Annotated in this window: 20 protein-coding genes; 9 read left to right on the forward strand and 11 right to left on the reverse strand. The window is 70.6% G+C overall.

Translation table 11 applies throughout. The annotated features are described in order from the left end of the window. The coding region (locus tag ACIBQ1_RS04385) for an ABC transporter ATP-binding protein (RefSeq protein ID WP_397274562.1) at window positions 1-1,229 on the reverse strand (1,229 nt) is incomplete at its 3' end. A gap of 161 nt (window positions 1,230-1,390) precedes the next feature. On the opposite strand from ACIBQ1_RS04385, the gene ACIBQ1_RS04390 reads away from it, so the two are divergent. Continuing rightward, window positions 1,391-1,912, forward strand: coding sequence for a snapalysin family zinc-dependent metalloprotease (locus ACIBQ1_RS04390; protein WP_397274563.1), 522 nt, complete (start codon window positions 1,391-1,393; stop codon window positions 1,910-1,912). Between the two features lie 38 nt (window positions 1,913-1,950). On the opposite strand, the gene ACIBQ1_RS04395 is transcribed toward ACIBQ1_RS04390, so the two are convergent. After that, the gene (locus ACIBQ1_RS04395; RefSeq protein ID WP_397274564.1) at window positions 1,951-4,368 is read right to left on the reverse strand and encodes a glycoside hydrolase family 3 N-terminal domain-containing protein; all 2,418 of its coding nucleotides are present in this window, start codon (window positions 4,366-4,368) and stop codon (window positions 1,951-1,953) included. A gap of 110 nt (window positions 4,369-4,478) precedes the next feature. After that, window positions 4,479-4,886, reverse strand: coding sequence for a nuclear transport factor 2 family protein (locus ACIBQ1_RS04400; RefSeq protein ID WP_397274565.1), 408 nt, complete (start codon window positions 4,884-4,886; stop codon window positions 4,479-4,481). A 95-nt stretch (window positions 4,887-4,981) separates the two neighbouring features. On the opposite strand from ACIBQ1_RS04400, the gene ACIBQ1_RS04405 reads away from it, so the two are divergent. Together ACIBQ1_RS04405 and ACIBQ1_RS04410 are read left to right on the forward strand one after the other, a co-directional pair. Further along, window positions 4,982-5,575 carry a TetR/AcrR family transcriptional regulator gene (locus ACIBQ1_RS04405; RefSeq protein ID WP_397274566.1) on the forward strand — a complete coding sequence of 198 codons (594 nt, stop codon included), beginning with the start codon at window positions 4,982-4,984 and terminating at the stop codon, window positions 5,573-5,575. Window positions 5,576-5,766: 191 nt separating this feature from the next. Next, window positions 5,767-6,180, forward strand: a complete 414-nt coding sequence (locus tag ACIBQ1_RS04410) for a peptidase inhibitor family I36 protein (protein ID WP_397274567.1) — start codon at window positions 5,767-5,769, stop codon at window positions 6,178-6,180. Here the strand turns inward: ACIBQ1_RS04410 and ACIBQ1_RS04415 are convergent, their stop codons facing one another. Further along, window positions 6,181-6,771, reverse strand: a complete 591-nt coding sequence (locus ACIBQ1_RS04415) for a TetR/AcrR family transcriptional regulator (protein ID WP_397274568.1) — start codon at window positions 6,769-6,771, stop codon at window positions 6,181-6,183. It lies immediately after the preceding gene. 85 nt (window positions 6,772-6,856) lie between these two features. Here ACIBQ1_RS04415 and ACIBQ1_RS04420 point away from each other — a divergent pair, with 85 nt between their 5' ends. Together ACIBQ1_RS04420 and ACIBQ1_RS04425 are read left to right on the forward strand one after the other, a co-directional pair. Then, on the forward strand, window positions 6,857-7,894 hold the full coding sequence (locus ACIBQ1_RS04420) for a saccharopine dehydrogenase NADP-binding domain-containing protein (RefSeq protein WP_397274569.1): 1,038 nt from the start codon (window positions 6,857-6,859) through the stop codon (window positions 7,892-7,894). After that, complete coding sequence (locus tag ACIBQ1_RS04425; protein WP_397274570.1) at window positions 7,894-8,730, forward strand: NAD(P)H-binding protein; 837 nt, start codon at window positions 7,894-7,896, stop codon at window positions 8,728-8,730. The genes ACIBQ1_RS04420 and ACIBQ1_RS04425 overlap by 1 nt, the downstream gene beginning before the upstream one ends. A gap of 65 nt (window positions 8,731-8,795) precedes the next feature. Here the strand turns inward: ACIBQ1_RS04425 and ACIBQ1_RS04430 are convergent, their stop codons facing one another. From ACIBQ1_RS04430 to ACIBQ1_RS04450, 5 genes are all read right to left on the reverse strand, one after another. Next, window positions 8,796-10,508: an ABC transporter family substrate-binding protein gene (locus ACIBQ1_RS04430; protein WP_397274571.1), complete on the reverse strand. Its 1,713-nt coding sequence runs from the start codon at window positions 10,506-10,508 to the stop codon at window positions 8,796-8,798. Further along, window positions 10,505-12,574: a dipeptide ABC transporter ATP-binding protein gene (locus ACIBQ1_RS04435; protein WP_397274572.1), complete on the reverse strand. Its 2,070-nt coding sequence runs from the start codon at window positions 12,572-12,574 to the stop codon at window positions 10,505-10,507. Before ACIBQ1_RS04435 ends, ACIBQ1_RS04430 begins: the two co-directional genes overlap by 4 nt. Beyond that, the gene (locus ACIBQ1_RS04440; protein ID WP_355387275.1) at window positions 12,571-13,410 is read right to left on the reverse strand and encodes an ABC transporter permease; all 840 of its coding nucleotides are present in this window, start codon (window positions 13,408-13,410) and stop codon (window positions 12,571-12,573) included. Before ACIBQ1_RS04440 ends, ACIBQ1_RS04435 begins: the two co-directional genes overlap by 4 nt. 1 nt (window position 13,411) lies before the next feature. After that, the gene (locus ACIBQ1_RS04445; protein ID WP_397274573.1) at window positions 13,412-14,389 is read right to left on the reverse strand and encodes an ABC transporter permease; all 978 of its coding nucleotides are present in this window, start codon (window positions 14,387-14,389) and stop codon (window positions 13,412-13,414) included. 341 nt (window positions 14,390-14,730) lie between these two features. Continuing rightward, entirely contained in the window at window positions 14,731-15,711 is a 981-nt protein-coding gene (locus tag ACIBQ1_RS04450) for a phosphotransferase family protein (RefSeq protein WP_397274574.1), read from the reverse strand. A 353-nt stretch (window positions 15,712-16,064) separates the two neighbouring features. Between ACIBQ1_RS04450 and ACIBQ1_RS04455 the strand changes: the two genes are divergently transcribed. The 4 genes from ACIBQ1_RS04455 to ACIBQ1_RS04470 all read left to right on the forward strand — a co-directional run bounded on the left by ACIBQ1_RS04455 (window position 16,065) and on the right by ACIBQ1_RS04470 (window position 20,301). Next, complete coding sequence (locus ACIBQ1_RS04455; protein WP_397274575.1) at window positions 16,065-17,072, forward strand: cytochrome P450; 1,008 nt, start codon at window positions 16,065-16,067, stop codon at window positions 17,070-17,072. 11 nt (window positions 17,073-17,083) lie between these two features. After that, the gene (locus tag ACIBQ1_RS04460) at window positions 17,084-17,710 is read left to right on the forward strand and encodes a sulfotransferase family protein (RefSeq protein ID WP_397274576.1); all 627 of its coding nucleotides are present in this window, start codon (window positions 17,084-17,086) and stop codon (window positions 17,708-17,710) included. A gap of 23 nt (window positions 17,711-17,733) precedes the next feature. Beyond that, complete coding sequence (locus tag ACIBQ1_RS04465; RefSeq protein WP_397274577.1) at window positions 17,734-18,495, forward strand: class I SAM-dependent methyltransferase; 762 nt, start codon at window positions 17,734-17,736, stop codon at window positions 18,493-18,495. Window positions 18,496-18,681: 186 nt separating this feature from the next. Beyond that, a complete protein-coding gene (locus ACIBQ1_RS04470; RefSeq protein WP_397274578.1) occupies window positions 18,682-20,301 on the forward strand; it encodes an FAD-dependent oxidoreductase in 1,620 nt (539 codons plus the stop codon). A 12-nt stretch (window positions 20,302-20,313) separates the two neighbouring features. Here ACIBQ1_RS04470 and ACIBQ1_RS04475 read toward each other — a convergent pair whose 3' ends face one another. Both ACIBQ1_RS04475 and ACIBQ1_RS04480 read right to left on the reverse strand, forming a co-directional pair. Then, window positions 20,314-21,066: an SDR family NAD(P)-dependent oxidoreductase gene (locus ACIBQ1_RS04475; protein ID WP_397274579.1), complete on the reverse strand. Its 753-nt coding sequence runs from the start codon at window positions 21,064-21,066 to the stop codon at window positions 20,314-20,316. 189 nt (window positions 21,067-21,255) lie between these two features. Further along, window positions 21,256-22,524, reverse strand: coding sequence for a four-carbon acid sugar kinase family protein (locus ACIBQ1_RS04480; RefSeq protein ID WP_397274580.1), 1,269 nt, complete (start codon window positions 22,522-22,524; stop codon window positions 21,256-21,258). Window positions 22,525-22,550 lie beyond the last annotated feature (26 nt).

The raw sequence follows: 22,550 nt of genomic DNA on the forward strand, positions 1-22,550 counted from the left end.
ACGAAGGCGATGACCTCGCCGCGTTTGATCTCGATCGACACCTCGCGCAGGGCGGGCTCCTCGGAGCCGGGGTAGGTGAAGGTGATGCCGGAGGCCGTGATGTGGTCGAAGCCGTCCGGGGCCGCGGCCGGGCGGGGGCCGATCAGGCGGCGCTCGGCGTCCTCGCAGAACTCCAGGAAGTCGGTGAAGTAGAGGCCCTGCTCGTAGAGGCTGTTGGTGGCGTACAGGAAACCGCTCAGCGAGCTCTGCGCCGATCTGATCGCCAGGACCGCGGTGCCCGCCACCGCCAGCGGGATGGCGGCCACCGCCAGGAGCAGGCCGAGGGCGACGTAGACGAGGGCGGAGCCGAGGCCGCCGAGAGCCTCGCCGACGAGCCGGGCGACGGTCTGGCGTCTGGCCAGTTGCAGCAGGACGTCCTGCTCGGCCGTGGCCACCGCGTCGTACATGCGCAGCAGGAAGCCGCGCATGGTGAACGAGCGCACCTCGGCCGCCGGATCGCGCTCGGCCAGCAGCTCCGCGATGATCCACTTTCGGCGGCGGGCCGGGATGAGGCCGTACATGGTCGCGTAGCTCATGCGCGCGCTGCGGACCGCCGCCCAGGCGTCGGGCAGGACGGCGAGCAGCAGCAGCGGCAGGAGCACCGGATGGAGCAGGCCGAGCACGCCGGTCGCGGCCGCGATGCCGACCGCGGCCGTGACCACGTCGATGGCCGACGACACCACCCAGCCGGCCACGCCCACGCCCCGGGCTCTGGCACGTTCCAAGGCGTCGTGGAACTCCGGGTCGTCGTAGGCCACGAGCTCCACCCGGCTGGTCAGCCCGTACAGGCGCTCCTCCGTCAGCCGGGTGATCTGCGGGGTGAGGCGTGCCTCCGCCCAGCCCGCGCCCGCCTGAACCGTCGTGCGCAGCACGGCCGCGGCGCCGACCAGGACGAGGCTGGGCAGCGCGGCCAGCACGCGGTCGGGGGTCGGGCCCTCGCTGAAGAGGGCGGTCAGGACGCCGGTGGTCGCCAGCAGGCCGAAGGCCGTGAAGACGCCGCCGAGGAGGTTGAGCGTGATCGTGGCCAGGGTGTCGCGCCGGCTCGCGCCCCAGGACATGCGCATCGCCTGCGCCACGAGTGAGGGCAGCCGCCTGGCGATGGTCAGGAAGCCGACCTCCGCCATCTTGTCGTTGTGAACGTTCCAGGTGGGGGTGGCGATCTCGCCGAGTTCGAGAGGCTCATCCTGCATGCTCTGAGTATGCGTTCGGCCACTGACAGTTTTGGTGGGGCCGTTCTCCGCGACCGCTGAGGGGCCCCGCCATATCACCGCGATAGGGGCAATCTGGTACGTCTCCCGGGGCGGACGGCATGCATACCGTGGCGGCACCCCCAACTCCCGGAGGAGGCCCCGTGCCAAGACCCCTTCGTCTCGCGCTCTCCCTCTTACTCGGTCTCACGTTCCTGCTGGTCACCGCGCCCGCGCAGGCCGCGGCCCTGGTCAGGGTCGTCAGGTACGACGCGAGCAGGGCGGCCGAGTTCGTGTCCACGGTGAACCAGGCGGCCCAGGTCTGGAACGCCGGCGTCGTCAACGTCCGGCTCGTCCAGGGAACACCCGCCGACTTCGTGGTGTACGCCGACAACGGCTGGCCGCGCGCGCTGCCCACCAGCCTGGGCCGCGGCACCATCTGGATCGGCAGGCAGGCCACCGCGCAGGGCTACAACCCGCTGCGCATCTCCACCCACGAGATCGGCCACATCCTGGGCCTGCCCGACCGGCGCACCGGGCTGTGCTCCGACCTGATGTCAGGGTCGAGCGCACCCGTGAGCTGCACCAACGCGAACCCGAGCGCCGCCGAGCGCGCCGAGGTCGACCGCAACTTCGCCGGCAGCACACCGGCGGTCGAGTTCGACCGGCTGCACGTCGACCGCTGACCGTGACCGGGTGGCGGCGGGGCCGGGCGGCCCCGCCGTCACCCGCAGGCATAGCCGGACGGCAGGCGGTTGTCGCCGTCCGGGCGGCTGCCCTGGAAGCCGAACGACGTGCTGGCCCCCGGGGCGAGCGAGCCGTTGTGCGCGGCGTTGCGGGCGGTGACGGCCTGGCCGGACGTGGTCATCGTGACGTTCCACCCCCCGACGATCGTGTGCCCGGGCGGCACCGTGAAGGTGACGGTCCAGCCGGCCAGGGTCGTGGAGCCGGTGTTGGTCACGGTGACCTGGATGACGTACCCGGTGCTCCACTGGCTCTGCACGGTCGCGGTGGCCGTGCAGCCGCCCGCCTGAGCGCCGCCCGTCGTCACGCTCACCGTCCCAGAACGCGGCGAGCGGTTGCCCGCCGCGTCCCTGGCGTACACGGCGAAGGTGTACGAAGTGCCCGCCGCCAGCCCCGTGACGGTGGCCGAGGCCGTCGTGCTCGTGGTCACCGTCGTCTCCGTCGAGCCCTGTACGCGGACCACGTCGTACCCGGCCACCGCCACGTCGTCGCTGGACGCGGCCCACGTCAGGGTCGCCGACGACGAGGTGACCGCGGAGGCGGCCGGCGTGCCTGGCGCGGTGGGCGGGCTGGAGTCCCCCTGCGCGTACGTCAGCCCGAACCCGTACGGGAACAGCGGCGTCTTCCCGTCCCCCGAGTTGATCGGCTGCTGGGACGCGCTGCTCATCCACGTCATGGGCAGCTTACCGGTCGGCTGGACGGCCCCGAACAGCACGTCCGCCACCCCCTGCCCCTCCGTGCCCGGCAGCCAGGCGGCCACCAGCGCGTTCCAGCCGGACAGCTGGGAGGCGATGTCGAGAGGGCGCCCCGAGACCAGCACCACGACGACCGGGACGCCGGACGCGCGCAGGTTCGCGATGGTGTTGAGGTCAGCGGCGTCCAGGCCGAGCCCGCCGGGCCGGTCGCCCTGGCCCTCTGCGTACGGCGTCTCGCCGACCACCGCGACGGCGACGCGGTAGGAGGAGTCGATGCCGGTGCCGTTCTGGCTGTAGGTGACGGTCGTGCCGGAGCCCGCGCCGTTCCTGATGCCCTCCAGGATGGTGGTGCCCGGGGTGATGTTGCCGGACGAGCCCTGCCAGGAGATCGTCCAGCCGCCGCTCTGGTGGCCGATGTCGTCCGCGCTCCTGCCGGCCACGAAGATCTTGCCGCCGCGGGCGAGCGGCAGCACGTTCCCGGCGTTCTTCAGCACGACCTGCGACTTGGCCACCGCCTCGCGGGCCAGCGCGCGGTGCGCCGCACTGCCCACGGTCGAGGTGTACGAGCGGTCCGTCAGCGGCTTCTCGAACAGGCCGAGCTCGAACTTCTTGGTCAGGACGCGCCGCACCGCGTCGTCGATCCTGGCCGTGGTCACCCGGCCGGCCTGCACCTCGGCCCGCAGCAGGTCGATGAACTGGCGCCAGGCCGTGGGGACCATCACCATGTCGACGCCCGCGTTCACGGCGGTGCGCACGTCGAGCGCGGACGTGCCGGTGGCGCCGTCGATCTGGTCGATGCCGTTCCAGTCGGAGACCACGAACCCGGAGAAGCCCAGCTCGCCCTTGAGCACCGTGGTGATCAGGTACTGGTGTCCGTGCAGCCTGGCGCCGTTCCAGCTGCTGAACGAGATCATCACCGAGCCCACCCCGCGCTCCACCGCAGCCCTGAACGGCGGCAGGTGGATCGCCCGCAGATCGGCCTCGGACAGCTGGGTGTCCCCCTGGTCGACGCCACCAGCGGTGCCGCCGTCGCCGACGTAGTGCTTGGCGGTGGCGAGCACGGACGCGGGGCCGTTCAGCGTGGCGCCCTGCAGGCCTGTGACGATCGTGGCCATCGACGAGGTCAGCTCCGGCGTCTCGCCGAAGGACTCGTACGTGCGGCCCCACCGGTCGTTGCGGGCCACGCACAGGCAGGGGGCGAAGTCCCAGTCGACGCCGGTGCCCGACACCTCCTCGGCCACGGCCCGGCCGACGCGCTCGACCAGGGCGGGATCCCGGGTGGCGCCGAGGCCGATGTTGTGCGGGAAGATCGTGGCGCCGACGACGTTGTTGTGGCCGTGCACGGCGTCCGCGCCGTAGAGGATGGGGATGCCGAGCGGCGTGGCCAGGGCCGCGTTCTGGTACCCGTCGTACATGTCCGCCCAGGACGTGGCCGTGTTGGGCGACGGCGCGGAGCCGCCGCCCGACAGCACCGAGCCGAGCCGGTACGCGGTGACGTCGGAGTTGCCGACCGAGCCGCGTTCGGCCTGGGTCATCTGGCCGAGCTTCTCGTCCAGCGTCATCCTGGACATGAGGTCGGCCACCCGGGTGGGCACGGGCAGGCTCGGGTCCTGATAGGGGGCGGCGAGCGCCCGGGGAACGACCAGTCCGGCGGCGACGAGCAGCGGCACGGCCGCCTTGATCGCCCACTGTCTGCTGCTCATGGCACGTCCAGAGGCTTGGGAGCGCTCCCAACACTCTAGAACACCCCCGCCCGGCCGCCCAGACCCAGCCCGCGGCCATCCTCCTCACCAGCGGGGACAGGGTGAAAGTTTCACCCTCGCGGACGGGCGAACGGCGGCAGCGCGGACAGGTCCTGGAGCGGGCCGCTGAGCTGGAGGTTGGCGATCACCCAGCACTCGCCCTGCCTGACGGCGACCAGGGTCACCCGGAACAAGTCGTTGACCTCGTGCCCCCTGACCGACGTGCGCTGCTCCTGCACGCCGTGCACGATCGCGACGTCGTCGTGAAGGCGCACCCGCGGGTCGAGGATCTCGAAGTGATGGTTCTTCAGATCGCCCCGATGCCGGTCGGCCCACTGCTGTTTGTCCAGCTTGAACCCCACGGGACCGATGCCCGCGAAGTCCTCGCCGAGAAGGTCGCCGAAGGCGTCCGCGTCGCCGTCCAGCTCGGCCCGCGCCCAGCGGCGAACGAGGTCGAGGACCTGCTCCTGACTGCTCATGATCTGCCCCTCTCAATAACCGGGGAAAAACTCCCCACTTAAATCTGGCACGACTCCACGACCGGCACAACCCCAACCGGGGAGTTTTCCCCCATATGCTGGTGAGTGTGATGGCCAAGCCCATGCGGGCCGACGCACGGCGCAACCTGGAGCAGATCCTGCTCGCCGCCCGCGACATGGTCGCCGAGCGCGGCCCCGACGTCCCGCTCGACGACATCGCCCGCCGCGCCGGGGTCGGCAGCGCCACGCTCTACCGCCGCTTCCCCGACCGCGACGCCCTGCTGCGCGCGGTCGCGCTCGACGCCCTGACCAGGACCGCCGCCGTGGCCAAGGCGGCGGCCGAGGGGGAGCGAGATCCGTTCCAGGCGCTGGCGCGCTACCTGCGGGAGGCACTCGAACTGCGGGTCTCGGCCGTGCTCCCGGCCCTGCTCGACGCGGTGGACCCGGCCAACGATCCGGTGCTGTCGCCCGTACGCGAGGAGTCCGCCCGCACCATCCGCCGGATGATCTCCGGCGCCCACGCGGCGGGCACCCTCCCGGAGGGCGTCACGTTCATGGACATCACGACCATGCTCGTACAGATCTCCCGCCCCCTCCCCGGGCCGCTCCCGGACGCGGCCAAGCACGCGCTCGCCCGGCGCCACCTGGAGCTGTTCATCCGCGGCCTCCGGGCGATGGGACCTGCGTGAAACCTCCACCGCGGTTTTACCGCGCGTGATGCCACACACGCAGAGGAAAGCGCCTTCCGGCGACCTCTGGGGGCATCCGGGCCGGGGCAGGTCGCGAGAGGGACGCGAAGCGGCGTTGGCGAACCCTCTTTCCTGACAAGATCCCGCCCTGTATGTTCGATCCGAAAGAAAGTTTCACCAATGGAGGAACATTGGGCAAGAAGCTTCACATTCTGGCATTACCGATCGCCGCCGCGGCCCTGGCACTGACGGCCGTGCCCGCGCAGGCGGCCGACGGCTATGACCGTTGCCCCGCCAACTACTACTGCCTGTTCTCCGGCCTGGACGGCACGGGCGACATCGTCCAGATCCAGAGCAACACCCCGGACCTGGCCGCCCTGAACATGGCCGACCGCGCGAAGTCCGACTGGAACCGCACGGGCTCGACCATCCACCTCTACTCGGAGGCGAACTACGACGGCTGCTCCGCCGTGACCGTGGCCGGCGGGAAGGGCAACTTCTTCAGCTCGTTCCGCGACTTCTTCAACTCCGTACGCGTCGGCGGGCCGAACGGCCCGGCCTGCGAGACCTTCGCCAAGGCTCGGCACACCGACTCGCACGGCTGATCACGGTCTGAGCGCCGCCAGGAAGCGGTCGGCCTCCGCGGCGATCCGCGGCAGGTCGGCCGCCGGGTCGGCGGACCGAGCCAGCAGCATGCCACCTTCGCACAACGCGCCGAAGACCAGCTGCGCACGGATGGGCAGACCGCCGTCGGCCGCCTGCCCGTCCGCCGTTGCCAGCCGGAGCCCGTCGAGCAGGACCCGCAGCGTGTGACCGTACTCGATCTCGCGGACCGCCTCCCAGCCCAGCACCGACGGCGCGTCGAGCAGCACGATCTGCCGGAACCCAGGATCGAGGCAGCGCTCGAGGAAGGTGCGGCAGCCGCGCCGCAGCGCCGCCCACGGGTCGGACTCCGACAGGGCGGCCCACTCCAGGGCGGCGGCGACCTCCTCCTGCTCCCCCACGAACGCCGCCCGAAACAGCGCGACTTTTCCGTCGAAGTGGTGGTAGGCCGCCCCCTTGGTCACCCCGGCCGCGGCGGCCACCGCGTCGATCGACGTGAGCGCGTAACCATGGGCCCCGAACAGCTCCCGCGCGGCCCGCACCAGCCGCCCCGTCGTCTCGTCCGATCGCTCTGCCTGGGTACGGCGGATCATCGTGCTCCCCTTGACCTGCATACTCGCGGTACGTAACTTCGAAGAAACAGTTACGTACCGCCAGTATGAAACATGGAGGTGAGTCGTGTCCCCCTCGTCCTCACCGCACATCGCCGTCTACGGCGCCACCGGTCACACCGGGCGACTGGTGGCCGCGGAGCTCCGCGCCCGCGGCAAGGAGGTCATCCTGGCCGGTCGCGACGGCGGAGCGCTCAAGGCCCTGTCCGACGAGCTCGGCGGGGCGCCCTTCCACCAGGCCCCGCTGGACGACCCCGCCGCGCTGCGCGAGCTCGCGGAGCAGGCGGCCGTGCTGATCCACTGCGCGGGCCCGTTCACGCACACCGGCAAGCCCGTCGCCACGGCGGCGGCCGAGGGCGGCTGCCACTACGTGGACCACGCCCTGGAGCAGCACCACACGAAGTGGATGTTCGACGCCATGCCAGAGCCCGCGAGGAGAGCGGGCATCACCATGGTCACGGCGATGAGCTTCTACGGCGGGACGGGCGACCTGCTCGCCGCCGCCGTGGCCGACGGCCTGACGGACATCGAACGGGTGATCACCGCCTACGCGGTGTCCGGCTGGCGGCTGACGACGGGCGCGAAGCAGACCGCCGAGTTGCTGTTCGCCGACACCCGGCGGATCACCTACGCGGACGGTGAGCAGCACATCGGCTACGTCGAGCCGCGTAACGCCGTCTTCCCGTTCCCGCCGCCGCTCGGCCCGCGCACGATGATCGCCCCCGTCCCGTTCTCCGAGGTCGTCACCGTCCCCAGGCACGTACGCACGCGCCGGGTCGAGGCGCAGCTCACGGCGGACACCTTCCAGGAGGAGCAGGTGTTCACCAGCGAGGACGCGGACGCCGGGACGCGGGCGGGCTCCGCGTTCACGGTGGCCGCGCAGGTGATCACCGCCGACGGCGGCGGCGGGGCCGGGCAGGTCAGCGGGCGCGACCTGTGGCGCATGAGCGCGCTGGCCTCGGTGGAGGCCGCTGTCCGCCTGGCCGCGAACCCGGGGAGCCCCGGCGTGTACGGCCCGGCCGAGGCCTTCCCCGCCGGGCCGCTCCTGCGCGACCTGGAGCGGCTCGGCCTGTTCACCCTCTCCCTGCCCGGGAAGGAGGCGTGATGATCCTGGTCACGGGAGCGGCCGGCGGCCCGCAGGGCTCGACCGGCCGGCACGTCGCGAACCTGCTGCTGGAGCGCGGCCAGGCGGTGCGCGCCTTCGTGCACTCTGACGACCACCGGGCCGAGGAGCTGCGCAAGCTCGGGGCGGAGGTGGTGGTCGGCGACCTCAGGGAGATCGCGTCGGTGCGGCCCGCCATGCGCGGGATCAGCAGGGCGTTCTTCACCTATCCGGTGACGGCCGGGCTGCTCGACGCCACCGGCGTGTTCGCCGCCGCGGCCAGGGAGGAGGGCGTGGCGCGCGTGGTCGAGGTGTCGCAGCTCGACGCCTCCCCCGAGGCCCTCACGCCGCGGATGCGCCGGCACTGGGTGGCGGAGCAGGTGTTCGACTGGGCCGGGGTGGGCGCGGTGCACCTGCGGGCCGCGGTCTTCTTCGAGAACCTGTCCGTCGCCGCCTCGGGCGGCACGCTGGCGCTCCCGCTGGGGCCGCGCGACACGCGGATCCCGCTGGTCGCGGGCGAGGACGTGGCCAGGGTCGCCGCCGGGCTCCTGCTCGACCCCGGGCCGGCCGACCCGGTGTGCCTGGTGACCGGGCAGATGACGACGATCGGGGAGGCGGCGGACGCGCTCGGGCTCTCGTACGCCGATCTGCCGCCCGAGGAGTGGGAGGCGCGGGCGCTGGGCGTCTACGGCGACCCGTACACGGTCGATCACCTGACACACCTGTGGGCGATCTTCCGCCTCATCGGCTCCGGCGACCACCCGCTGTACCGGGTCACCGAGAGCATCAAGCGTTACGGCGGCCGCCCGCCCATGACGCTGCGGGAGTTCGCCGGATAAATCCGGATAAAACGGGAAACCCCCGGCCGGAGGAGCGGCCGGGGGTTCCGTGGCGAGGGCGGGGATCAGCCGGTGAAGCCGACCGACGTCCAGTCGATGTACGCGTAGCCGCGGGCGCCGTAGTTGGCGACCGTCTTCTTGACCACCTTGATCTCGGGGCGCTGGTACAGCGGGATGGTGTGCACCAGGTCCCAGATCATCTTGTCGGCGGCGTTCGCCAGCTCATTCGCCTTGGTCTGGTCCGTCTCGTTCCCCACGGCCTCGATGGCCTTGTCGAGCTCCGGGTCGTTGCTCTTGGGGAAGTTGCTCTCGGAGCCGGTCTTGTAGATCTGCGGCAGGCCGCCGAGCGGCAGCGGCGTGCCGATCCAGGAGAACGGCACCAGGTCGAAGTCGCCCTTGATGATGTAGTCCGTGAAGAACTTGTCATCGGGGACCGGGCGGATCTCGATCTTGATCCCGGCCTCCTTGAGCATGGCCTGGGTGAGCTCGCCCTCCGTCTTAGCGGTCGGCACGCCCGCGGGGATGACGAAGGTCAGGTCGAACTCCTTGCCGTCCTTCTTGCGGTACTCGCCCTCCTGCTTCCAGCCGGCCGCGTCCAGCAGCTGCTTGGCCTTGTCCAGGTTGTACTTGCCGATGTCGCCGGAGTTGTCGACGTAGGCCTTGTGGTTGTTCATGAAGACGTGGTTGCCGAGCGTCTGGATCGGCCAGTCCATGTCCTTCAGGTCGGACTGCGTGATCACCTCACGGTTGATCGCGTACGCGACGGCGTGCCGGACGTTCTTGTCCTTCAGGAACTCGCTCTGGTTGTTGACGGTGATGTGCCGCCAGTTCGGGCTGAGCGACTTGCGGACGTCCGCGCCGGGGACCTCCTTGGCCCGCTTGAGGTCGGCCGGGTTGCCCGCCTGGATCGCGACCTCGTCGAGCTCGCCGTTGGCGAAGGCGTTCACCTCGGCGGCGGGCGTCTCGATCGTGCGGAAGATCACCTTGTCGAGCTTGGGCTTCTGGCCCCACCACTTGTCGTCACGCACGAGCGTGAGCGTCTTGGTGCCCTCGTCGATCTTCTCGACCTTGAAGGGGCCCGAGGTGACCGGGATCTTCTGCAGGTAGTCCTTCTCGTACTTCTCGGGGTCGAGCATGTGCGAGGCGGGGAAGAGGTGCGTGGTGCCCCGGTTGAACAGGCCCTGCCACTCGAGGTACGGCTTGGAGAAGGTGATGACGGCGACCTTGTCCGTGGCGCCCTTCGTCACCGACTCGATCTTGTCCCAGCCGTCCGTGGAAGCCGGCTTGTACTTCTTGTCCTTGCCGTTGTTGATCTTCCAGGCGGCCTCGAGGTCCTTCCACGTGATCGGCGTGCCGTCCGACCACACGGCCTTGTCGTTGAGCGTGTAGGTGACGACCTGCTTGCCGCCCACCGTCTCGTTCTTGACGTCGGTGACGTAGTCCTTGTTCGGCGTGAAGTTGGCCTCAGCGTCGGCCATCATCAGCTGGGGCATGAACACGTCGAGCATGTCCGCCGTGTCGGCCTGGTTGCCGTCGACGTGGTTGCCGTTCCACTGGCTCGGCCACTGGCCGACCGCCAGGGTCAACGTGCCGCCGTCCTTGACCTGCGCGTACGGCACCGGGTTGATGCTGATGGCCGGGGTCTCCGCCATCTGCTGCTGGGCCTGCTGCGACTGCTCGGCGCTCGGCTTCTTGCTCTCGCTGCCACCGCCGCCGCAAGCCGCCACGGCCATCGCCAGGACAGCGAGCCCTGCCGCCGCCCGGTATCGAACCTTCACTCTTCCTCCTGATTGTCCGAGGCCGTGATGACCTCGATCTCCTCCGCGTAGTGGCAGGCGGCGCCGTGATCCACGGCGTTCGCGAGCCGGGCAACCGAGGGCTCCTCTTCTACGCACCGCCGCCGCTCCGCCTCGCCGAGCTGGGCGAACTTCGGACAGCGAGTGCGGAACCTGCAGCCAGACGGCGGGTCGGCCGGGCTGGGCAGGTCGCCTTCGAGCAGGATGCGCACGCGCGTGCGCTCCATCTCGGGGTCGGGCAAGGGGATCGCCGACAGCAGCGCCTGCGTGTACGGGTGCGCGGGACGGTCATAGACGTTCTCGACCGTCCCGATCTCGGCGATCCTGCCCAGGTACATGACGGCGACACGGTCGGCGAGGTGCCTGACCACGGCCAGGTCGTGGGCCACGAACAGGTAGGACAGGCCCAGCCTGTTCTTGAGCTCCTCCAGCAGGTTGATCACGCCTGCCTGGATGGACACGTCGAGCGCGGACACCGGCTCGTCCAGCACCAGCAGCTTCGGCTCCAGCGCGAGCGCGCGGGCGATGCCGATGCGCTGACGCTGGCCGCCGGAGAACTGGCTCGGATAGCGTTCGGCGTGCTCGGGCGAGAGCCCGACGAGCTGGAGCAGCTCCGCCACCCGGGCCGAGGCGTTCTTCCTGCCGTGCGCGCGCAGCGGCTCGGCGATGATGTCGCCGACCGGCATGCGCGGGTCGAGCGCGGCCATCGGGTCCTGGAAGACGATCTGCAGGTCGCCCCGGAGCTCCTTGCGGGCGGCCTTGTCCAGCTTGGCGCTGTCCTTGCCGAGCACCACGACCCGCCCGCCCTGCGGCGGCTGGAGCTGCATGATCTGCTGCAGCGTGGTCGTCTTGCCGCAACCGGACTCCCCGACCAGGGCCAGAGTCTCGCCCTCGGCTATGTCGAGGCTGATGCCGTCGACCGCGAACACGGTGCCGACGCGGCGCTTGAAGACCGCGCCCTTCATCAGCGGGTAGTGCCTGATCATGTCGTCGAGCTCGAGCACCGTGGCGCGCTCGGCGCGCGGCACGCGTACCACGTCACTCGGCGGGATGACCGGCACGGGGAACACGTCGGGCCCGGTCAGGCCCTTGTGCTCGATCTCGTGCGAGCGGATGCACGCCACGTGGCGGCTGCCGCCGAAAGGCGTCAGCGGCGGCTCCTCGTCGTCGCACATGTCCACCTTCATCGGGCAGCGCGGCGCGAAGGGGCAGCCCGGCGGCAGCGCCGACGGCGACGGCGGGTTGCCCTCGATCGGCACGAGCGGCCCCTCCTCGCCGTCGACCCTGGGGATCGAGGCGAGCAGGCCCATCGTGTACGGCATCCGCGGCCGGTAGTAGATGTCGTCCACGGGGCCCTGCTCGACCGGCCGGCCCGCGTACATGACCAGCACCCGGTCGGCCATGCCCGCGATGACGCCCAGGTCATGGGTGATCATCACGATGCCGGCGCCCGTCTCCCGCTGCGCGGTCTTGAGCACCTCCAGCACCTGCGCCTGGATGGTCACGTCGAGCGCGGTCGTCGGCTCGTCGCAGATCAGCAGGTCGGGGTCGTTGGCGATGGCCATGGCGATCATCGCCCGCTGGCGCATGCCTCCCGAGAACTCGTGCGGGAACGCCTTGGCCCGCAGGTCCGGGTTCGGGATGCCGACCAGGTCGAGCAGCTCGACGGCCCGCTTGGCGGCCTTGTCCTTGGCCATCTTCTGGTGGACGCGCACGGCCTCGGCGATCTGGTCGCCGATCGTGTAGACGGGCGTGAACGCCGACAGCGGATCCTGGAAGATCATGCTGATCGCCTTGCCGCGCACCTTGATCAGCTCGTCCTCGTCCATGCCGAGCAGCTCGCGGCCGTGCAGCTTGGCCGAGCCGCTGACCACGGCGTTGCGCGGCAGCAGGCCCATGACCGCGAGCGAGGTCACGGACTTGCCGGAGCCGGACTCGCCGACGATGCCGAGCACCTCGCCGCGCTCGACCTCGTAGCTGACGCCGCGCACGGCCTCGATGCCGCCGGGGAAGGTGACGGTGAGGTCCTTGACCTCCAAGATGCTCACGAGTTGCTCCCCGGGTCGAGTGCGTCGCGCAGGCCGTCGCCGATCAGGTTCACGGCGAGCACCATGGCCACCAGCAGGCCGGCCGGAAAGACGAACAGCCACGGGTAACCGGTGGCGTTGCGCGAGCCCTCCGCGATCAGCGTGCCGAGCGAGACGTCCGGCGGCTGGATGCCGAAGCCGAAGAAGGACAGCGCCGCCTCGCCGATGATCGCGCCGCTGACGTTGAGCGTGGCGTCGATGATCAGCAAGGAGGACAGGTTGGGGACGATGTGCCGGAAGATGATCTTCCAGCGCGGGATGCCCATGTAGACGGCGGCCAGGACGTACTCCCGCTCGCGGAGCGAGAGCGTCATGCTGCGCACCACCCTGGAGGTGATCATCCAGGAGAACGCGGCGAGCAGCACCACGAACCAGAACCAGGAGCCGCCCTTCAACCTCGGCGAGATGATCGCGATGATCAGGAAGCTGGGCAGGACCAGCAGCAGGTCCACACCCCACATGAGCAGCTTGTCCGCCCAGCCGCCGAAATATCCGGCGAACGCTCCGACCACCGCGGCCAGGCCGGTGGCGATCAGCGCGACCAGCAGACCGACGATGATCGACTTCTGCATGCCACGGAGCGTGACCGCGTACATGTCCTGGCCGATCGAGGTGGTGCCCCACCAGTGGTCGGCGTCGGGGGCCGACAGGAAGGCCATGAAGTCCTTGTCCGTCCAGTCGTACGCGCCGATGAAGGGGCCGACGTACGCCAGCAGGACCAGCAGGACCATGGCGGCTATGCCGTAACGGGCCTGCTTGTTGCGGAACAGGCGCCGGAGGACGACTTTCGAACGCATCTCAGCTCACCCGCACCCGAGGATCGAGGGCCGCCACCAGCACGTCGGACAGGAACGCGGCGAACAGGACACACACCGCGGCGAAGAAGGTCACCGCCGCGACGGAGTTGACGTCGTTCTGGTTGATCGAGTCGACCAGCCAGGCGCCCATGCCGTGCCAGTTGAAGATCTTCTCGGTGAAGGTGGCCCCGGTGAACAGCGTGCCGAACGCGAACGCGAAGTACGTGGCCGAGGGGATCAGCGAGGTGCGCAGCGCGTGCTTGATCAGCGCGGTCCTGCGCCGCAGGCCCTTGGCCATGGCCGTGCGGACGAAGTCCTGGCCCAGCACGTCGAGCATCATGTTGCGCTGGATGCGGCTGTAGAACGCGATCGAGCCCAGGCTGAGCGAGATCGTGGGCAGGATCAGATGGTTCAGCCGGTTGAGGAACTGGTCCCAGCCCACGAGCTTCGGGTTGTACTCGCCGGTGTACTCGATCAGCGTGAACCCGAGCCCGTCATTGAGGCTGTACGTCGCGATGGCCAGCACCGTGGCCAGCACGAACACCGGGATCGCCATGATCACGAAGGAGCTCACACCGATCAACCGGTCGCTGAACTTGTACTGTTTCACCGCCGAGATCGCGCCGAACGCCACCCCGACGGCGAAGCCCACCAGCGTGCCGATGAGCAGCAGCCGCAGGCTGACCATGATCCGGCGGCCCATCTCCTGGTTGACCGAACCTCCGTTCCAGGTTTTGCCGAAGTCTCCCGTGATGACGCCCTTCGCCCAGGTCCCGTACCGCACAAGCACCGGAACCTTGTCGTTCAGGTTGTAGGCGTCGAGCGTGGAGTCGATGACCGACTCGGCGATGGGAGGCTGGCGGGCCTCATACGCGGCTCGCGGGTTCATGGTGGTGGCCGCGAGCATGTACGCGAGACTCGCCGCTATGGCGACCAGGATCACGTTTATTGCCAACCTGCGGAGCAGGTACTTGCCCATTACTCTCCGTTCGCGCTGACGGGGGGCGCGCACGTCCGGCCGGAGTGGCGTCCCCGCAACGAAAACCCGTCCCGCAGCTGAAAAACCAGTTGCCACGAGATGGCGATCAACGCGCAGAATATAAGCAAAGATGTAACAGTCAGAAACCGTCCGACATAACGGTAAGGTCACTCGCAATAGATCGACAAGACCGACACGACCTCTTACCACAACCACTCTGACCTGCGAAAACGTGTCACTTTAGACGTTCATTACCGGGCCATCCAGGCGTCTTGTGTCACGAAATCCGGACATAAATTGACGACTACGCAAAGTGATCCACTTCACGGCGCTTCTCATCGTCAAGTGAGTTCGGACAGCACCTTGGCGACGGCCTCATAAGAGTGCCTGACGCCGTCGTGGTTGCCCAGGCGGTGGCGCTCCAGCCGCACCGCCCCGAGATGGCGCACCTCATAGATCAGGGAACGCCAGGTCGCGGCCGGCCCGGGGTCCGGCTCCCCGTACGCGTCCCAGAACGCCACCCGCTCGTCCCGCCTGGCCGAGGCCATGCGGATGGTCCAGTCCGCGGCCGGGTCGCCCCACGAGGTGCGGTCCAGGTCGAGCACGCCGGTGATCAGCGGCTCGGGGGCGCCTCGGGCGATCATGACGTTGACCGTCCACAGGTCGCCGGCGAGCAGGCGGGGCTCGGTGATCTCGTCGAGCACGGCGCAGCGCTCCGCCGCCAGGGCGGCGGCCTCGCGGACGTCGGCCGCGTCCAGGGCGCATCGGTCGAGGTCGGCCGCGATGTCCTCCAGGGAGGCGAGCACGGCCGCGCTCCAGGAGACGTGCCCGCCGCCGGCGACCGGCCCGAACGCCGGTCCGCGTACCGCGTGGACGCCGCGGGCGATCTCCCCCAACTGACGGAAGAACGTCGTACGGGCCGCGCGCGGGTAGTCCCCCAGCCCCTCCGGCGCCGGCACCCCGTCGAGGAAGGTCTGCACGAGGTAGTCGCGGCCGATCAGCTCGTGCGACCAGTCCGCCGCGATGACCCGCGGCATCAGCGGGGCGATGACGGCGAGGTACGGCACGGTGGCGTACTCGTTGCGCATCAGCTCCCGCTCGGAGCCGAACTGCGCGGCGGGCTCCGGCGCGAACCGCACGACCACCGGCCGCGCCCGGCCCTCCACGGTGACGCGATAGGTGCTGTTGTACGCCCCGAGCCCCAACTCGACGGCGGACCGGGCATCCCGCCCGAAGACGCGGCGGCACACGGCCTGGATGCGGTCGGGGCTCACCGGCCGCTGGAACGCGTCGGCGGCCCGCTCGATCGGCTGGAAATCCATCCGGCCATCCTCCTACACCCGGGAACGGCACGCGAAAAGCGTCAGAGCATCACCGTGGGCACCGGTTTACTCACCGAGCGGATTCACAGTGTTATCTCGAGTTGACGCCTTTACAGCGAACCGGTTGCGAGGGATCATCTCTCTAGAGAGCTTGAGTCTGATTAGGCCTGCCAGCCGGTTAGAGGGGCCTCTTGGCAGAAATTGTGGACCACGACCCCATTATCGTCCTCGCCTCTCCCCAACTCCTTCTCGACCCCTATCCCTGGTACGAAGAACTCCGCCGGGAACGGCCCGCGTTTTTCTACGACCGACTTGACTCCTGGATTTTCACTCGTTACGACGATTGCGTCGCCGTGCTGAAGGACAGCGCGAACTTCGCGGCCGACTGGCGCCGGGTCGGCGAGACGATGCCGCCGCGGGCCATCAACATGCTGACCCTGGACCCGCCGGAGCACACCGTGGTCCGCCGGTTGTTCATGGAGGCGCTGCGCGCGCAGGACCACCAGGCCCTGGAACGGATGATCGAGCAGCACACGACCGAGCTGCTGGCCGTCCTCGCGCGCCGTCCGTCGTTCGAGTTCCTCACGGAATTCGCCGAACCGCTGGCGCTGTCGACGACCTCCGCCTATCTCGGCGTGCCGATGCCGGACCCGGCCTGGGCCTGCCGGATCGCCCGCGACATCGTCGCGGGGATGGACGCCGGGCTGTGGCCGGAGCGGGGGCGAGCCGTGGTGGCCGCGCAGGAGGAGCTGGCCGTGCTGGTCGAGGACTGGCTCGACCGTCCGCCGCCCTCCGGCGTCGTCGGCGTCATCGCGAAACAGGCCGCCGGCGGCGGCGTGGCCCCGGACATCGTCGCCAACACGGTGCGCGGGCTGCTGTTCAGCGGCTACAGCTCCGGCAGCAAGCTGCTCGGGCTGGTGGCGGTCGCCCTGCTCCACCAGCGGGCCGCCGGGCTGGAGCGGTTCCGCGAGGCCGACACCGCCCGCGCGGTGGACGAGATGGTCCGCTACGCCTCCCCGATCCAGGCGGTCGCCCGCGCGTGCGTGCACGACACCGAGGTCGGCGGCAGCCCGGTGCGCGCGGGGCAGGCGGTCACGCTGCTCCTGGGCGCGGCGAACCGGGACCCCGCGCGCTTCCCCGACCCGGACACGGCGTTGCTGGACCGGCATCCCAATCCGCATCTCGGCTTCGGCCGGGGCCCGAAGTCCTGCCTCGGCTCACCCTTTACCGCCATCTTCACCCGGGTGGTGCTCCGCGTCATCGCCGAGCGATATCCCGGCATCAGGGCGCGCGGCGCGCCGACGTATTTCCCGAACCTGACGGCCCGCAGCATAGAGCGTTTCGAGGTCGCCCTTCGGTGAAGGAGGTGTGCATGCTGAAGGTCGTCGGAGCCTCGTTCGGGCGTACCGGGACCTCTTCGGTCCGATTGGCGTTGGAGACTTTGGGATTCGGCCCCTGCCATTACATGAGGGAGCTTTTCGCCAGCCCCGCGCACGCGCAGGAATGGCTGCGGGTCGCCGACGGCGGAAATCCCGACTGGAAAAGGCTGCTCAACGGTTTCGCCACGACAATTGCCTGGCCGGCGGCATTTTACTGGCGAGAGCTCGCCGCCGCCTTTCCCGAGGCGAAGGTTCTGCTGATCGTGCGGGATCCGGCCTCGTGGTACGCCAGCATGAGCCGCACCCTGTACCGCACCAGGCCCGCGGAAGCCGAAGAGACCGTGCGGGACCTGGTCATCGAGAAGATCGTCTGGCGGGGGACGTTCTCCGGGCGATTCGGGGATCGCGATCACGCCATGGGCGTTTACCGCGCCCATCTGGACGAGGTTCGCCAGGCCGTGCCGCCCGGCCGGCTCATCGAGTTCGAGCCGTCGCGTGGCTGGGAGCCGCTCTGCGCCGCGCTGGGGGTCGACGTGCCGGATCTGCCCTTCCCCGTGGCGAACACCACCGACGAGTATCTGCGCCGCGCCGAGCAGGCCGGGGTCATCCCGCCACGGTGAGCAAGCATCAGAGGGGACAGGAAGTGGCACTCGCCGTTTCGTCCGCCGCCGACCCGTACGGAGCGGTGGCGGCTCATTGGGACGACCTGCACGTGGGCCCGCGCTCGGCGGCGCTGGTCTCCTTCTTCGCCGGCCTGGCCCCGCCCGGCGGGCACGCGCTGGAGATCGGGCCGGGCACCGGCCGGATGACCCTGGCGGTGGCCGGACGCGCGGCGAGCGTGCACTGCCTGGAGCCCTCCCCAGGGATGCGTACGGTGCTCATGACCAAGCTGGCCGGGCAGCCGGACCTGCGGCACCGGGTGACCGTGCTCGACGGCGCCGCGCCGGGCTTCCGGCTCGGCCGGCGCTTCGACTACGTCTACCTGGCCGCCGTGCTGCAGGACGTGCCGCCGCGGGCGCGCCTGCCGCTCTTCTCCGGCCTGGCCGAGCACCTCGCGCCGGATGGCGTGCTGGCCATGGACATGCTGACCGACGAGGCCGTACCCGATCATCCCGAGCGTGAGATGCGCAGCGCGCGCCAGGGAGAGTGCCGCTACACCCTGTCGTCGGCCGTCCGGCCGCTCGGGCAGGACCTGGCGTGGGTGCGGCGCGTCTACCGCACCTACCACCGCGACGTGCTGGTGGCCACCGAGACCGTGGAATGCGACTACCACCTCCACCGGCCCGCCGACGTGCTCGCCGACCTGCGCGCGGCCGGCCTGACCGCCGTGGGCGGCTCGGCCGTCACCGACGAGATGACCCCGCTCGACGACATGGGAACGCTGATCGCCCGGCACGACAGCTGACCGCTCTGGCCTCGGGGCCTGCCGTTCCGGCCTCGAAATCCGTCCGTCGGACCTCGACGGGCGGCAGCGGCGAATCAAGGAGGTGCACCATGCGGTACTGGTACTGACAGTTCACACCGTGGCCTGATCCTGCGCGATCAGGCCACGGCCTGGCACCCAAACGCCGACACGAACGGGAGTCATCCGATGCCGCGGTCCCACGACACCGAGGTGCTGGTCGTCGGGGCCGGCCTGACCGGGTTGTCCTGCGCCCTGTTCCTGGCCCGCCACGGCGTGCGGTGCACTCTCGTGGAGCGCCACCCCGACCTGCTGAGCCATCCCAGGCAACGCAGCCTGGTCCCCCGCCTCATGGAGATCTACCGGCAGGTCGGACTGGAATCCAGAATCCAGGAGAACCGGGTGGACTTCGCCGGTGCGGCCGAATACGTGGCCGTCCGCGCGGAAACGCTGGCCGACGCTCGGCATCTCCCCGTGGATCAGCAGGACGACACCGCGCGGACCGCCGCCTTCAGCCCCTGCGCGGGCACGCCCATCGACCAGAACCGGGTCGAGGACCTGCTGCGGACCCGCGCGCGGGAGCTCGGCGCCCGGATCCGGTTCGGCACCGAACTGCTCGATGTCTCCCAGCATGAGGGCGGGGTGGAGGCGCGCCTGCGCGATCTCGACGGCGCCGAGCACCGGCTCCTGGCCCGGTATCTCGTCGCGGCCGACGGCGGGCGCAGCTCGGTCCGGAGCGGGCTCGGCATCCCGATGGACGGGCCGGTCGACTTCTTCCGCCTGCTGACGCTCATGGTCGACGCCGACCTGCGTCCGGCGCTGGCCGGCCGTACCGTGCACATGGCCTTCCTCGAACGTCCCCGGCAGCGGACGTACCTTATGGCGCTGGACCGGACCGGTCAGCGCTGGGTCTTCGGCACCACGGACGATCCGGACGGCGCCGCGCCGGATGAGGACGAATGCATCGAACTGGTGCGTGCCGCGGCCGGCCTGCCGGCGGCGCGGGTGGCGCTCCGGCCGCAGATACCCGGCACCACCAGGACCGTCCTGCGGTTCGAGGTCGGCGCGGCCGTGGCGACCGCCTACCGGAAGGGGCGCGTGTTCCTGATCGGCGACGCGGCGCACCTGATGCCGCCGACCGGGGGGTTCGGCGGCGTCGTGGGCGTGGAGGACGCGCACAACCTGGCCTGGAAGCTGGCCGCCGTCGTACGTGGTCACGCCGGGGAGCCGCTGCTCGACACGTACCAGGACGAACGCCGCCCGGTCGCCGAGTTCGCCCTGCGGCAGGCGCTCACGCGGTACCGGTCCCGCCTGGCCGCCGGGGACGGCCCCGCCCACGACGAGCGGCCGGTGGACCGCTCGACCGTGATGATGGGACACCGGTACCGGTCGACGGCGGTGATCGGCGGCGCGAGCGAGCCGGCCGGGCCGGTGGAGGTCTCCGGCCTGTGCGGCGAGCCCGGCACGAGGGCGCCGCACCTCCCGCTCGCCGGAGCCGGCGAGCGATCCACCATCGACCTGTACGGCGCCGGCTTCGTCCTGCTGACCGGCCACGACGGCCAGGACTGGGTGACGGCGGCAGGCAAGATGCCGTCGCCGGTGACCGCCCGGCGGTTGGGGGCCGACCTGGCCACAGCCGGGATGCCCGCGGCCGACGCGGCGGCCCGGCACGGCATCGGGCCGGGGGGCGCGGTGCTGGTGCGGCCGGACGGGTTCGTGGCCTGGCGAAGCACGGGACCGGCCGCGGACCCCACCGCGGAACTGCTCGCCGCGCTCACCGCCATCCTGTCCGCACAACCCCCGGTGTGAGAGCCGGGCCCGTCAGGGCATCCACTTGCCGCCCGCGACGTCGATGGTGAGCCCGGTCAGCCATGAGGAGACGTCGGAGGCGAGGAAGGCGGTCACGTTCGCGACGTCGAGCGGGGTGCCGAGCCGCCCGAGCGGGTGCTCGGCCAGCATGCGCTCCTTGAACTCCTGCGGCATGCGCTCCTCCAGCCGGTCCGTCATGATCGTCGAAGGGGCGACCGAGTTGACCCGGATGCCGGTGGGGCCGAGCTCGGACGCCAGTTGCTTGGTCATCGCGATGATCCCGGCCTTGGCCGCCGTGTACGCCACGGAGGCGGAGGTCGGGGTGCGGGCCGCCAGCGACGACATCGTGATGATGGAGCCGCTGCGCCGCTCCCTCATGCGCGGCAGGAAACCCTTGATGACCAGGAACGTCGAGGTGAGGTTGGCGTGCATGGTGGCGTGCCAGTCCTCCTCGCTCGTCTGGTCGATCGGCCGCGGCATCCCGGCCCCGCCACCCGCGAAGATCGCCAGCACGTCGACGGGTCCGAGCCTGCGTTCGACCTCCACCCGCATCTCCTCGACGGCGGCGAAGTCGGTGGTGTCGGCGGCCACGCCGAGCGCCCCGCCGCCGATGCTCTTCACGGCGGCCTCGATGGCGCCGGGGTCGCGCCCGTTGACCACGACCCGCATGCCCTGCTCGGCCAGCACCCGGGCGGTCTCCCGCCCGATCCCCCCGGAGCCGCCGGTGACCAGCGCTACCTTGCCCTGCAGATCCGGATACATCATGACTTCCACTCCCTCACCGATCGCAGCCGTTCCCTTGCGAGTCAACGTTGCCCTGTGCGGGGGGCTCGGTGCGTCAGGCGCGAGGGGCGTTTCCGGCTGCGCCCGCGGGCGTGCGCCAGGGGCACGGTCCGTACTCCGTGGGTCGTACACCGCCCGATCTCGAGCGGATCTTCGCGGCAAGCGCCCCCTTCAGCGTGCGACGGCCAAAAAGTAGTCGTCGCCGCCGACCTGGCCGCCCTTCAGCGCCACTTCGAGCCCGTCGCATGCGGGGTCGTCCGAGGTCAGCACGCATACCGGGGCGCCAGGCGCCAGCGCGGCGACCACGTCCAGGGAGCGGGCGCCGAGGGCGGCCACGACCTGGCCCGAGGTGTCACCACCCGCCACCACCAGCCGCCCGACCAGCCCGGCCCGGACGGCTACGGAGGCGACCCGCCCGAGGAGGTCACCGATGATCGCGGGGTCCCGGGCCGGGCCCCGGGTGGACTGGACGATCGTGTGCCGCCCCTCCCCCAGGCTCTCCGCCACCTCGGCGAGCAGCCCGGCGAAGGAGCCACCCGACCCAGCGGCCGCACCCCCGCCGCGAAGGCCGGCGGAGGCGTCCAGCACGCGCCAGCCCGCGCGCTCGGCCGTGTCGATCTGGCGGGCGGTGATCGGAGAGCGACTGCCCGACACGACCAGCACCGGGGCTGCGGGGCCGAGCGGCTCGATCTCTTGCCGCTTCCCCGCACCGGCCGCCGCCACGTGGGCGAAGGCGAGGGCGTAGCTCAGGCCGCCGGAGCCGACGCAGTACAGCGGACCGCCCCGGCTCCTCGCGTCGGCGACCAGCAGGCGGCCGAGGGTTCGGACGTGATCCTCGGTGTGGGCATCCGCCACGAAGGCGGCGTTCTCCCCCAGCGCCCGGTACGTCTCCTCCGACGGCGGGGGCGACGCGGGCAACCAGCCGATAGGTCCCGCGCCCTGCTCGGCCAGGCGGATCCGGAGGTCGGCCTCCGAGGCAGGGGTGATCGGGTGGTCGCGCATGGGCGGGTAGCGGTCGAGCCGGTGGACCTCGGCGCCCGAGCGTACGAAATGGTTCGCGAACCAGGTGTAACGCCCCAGCTCCGGCTGGGCGGCGAGCACCGGGACCGGGCCCCGCGCCAGCCCGTCCCGGTGGAGGGCCGCGATGACCGCCCCGATGCTCCCGTGCGCGGGCGAGGAGTCGAACGTCGAGCAGACCTTGTACTGGATGACCAGCGGCCTCAGCGCCGCCATGGCCTTGAGGACGGGCAGCACCACCGGCACCGGGTCCGCGGCCGCCCGGGCGGTGGTGGCGACGCCGATGACGTCGTACGCGTCGTCGGCCTCGTGCAGGCGGGCCGCGTCGGTGACCAGGGAGCCGGTCAGCCCGAACCGCCTGAACTGCCACAACGCGTCGGTCGCCCCCGTGAAGTCGTCCGCGACGAAGGCGAACAGCGTCACGACCGCACCGCCCCGGACCGGCCCCG

This window comes from Nonomuraea sp. NPDC050153, assembly GCF_044460125.1.
Lineage (GTDB): Bacteria > Actinomycetota > Actinomycetes > Streptosporangiales > Streptosporangiaceae > Nonomuraea.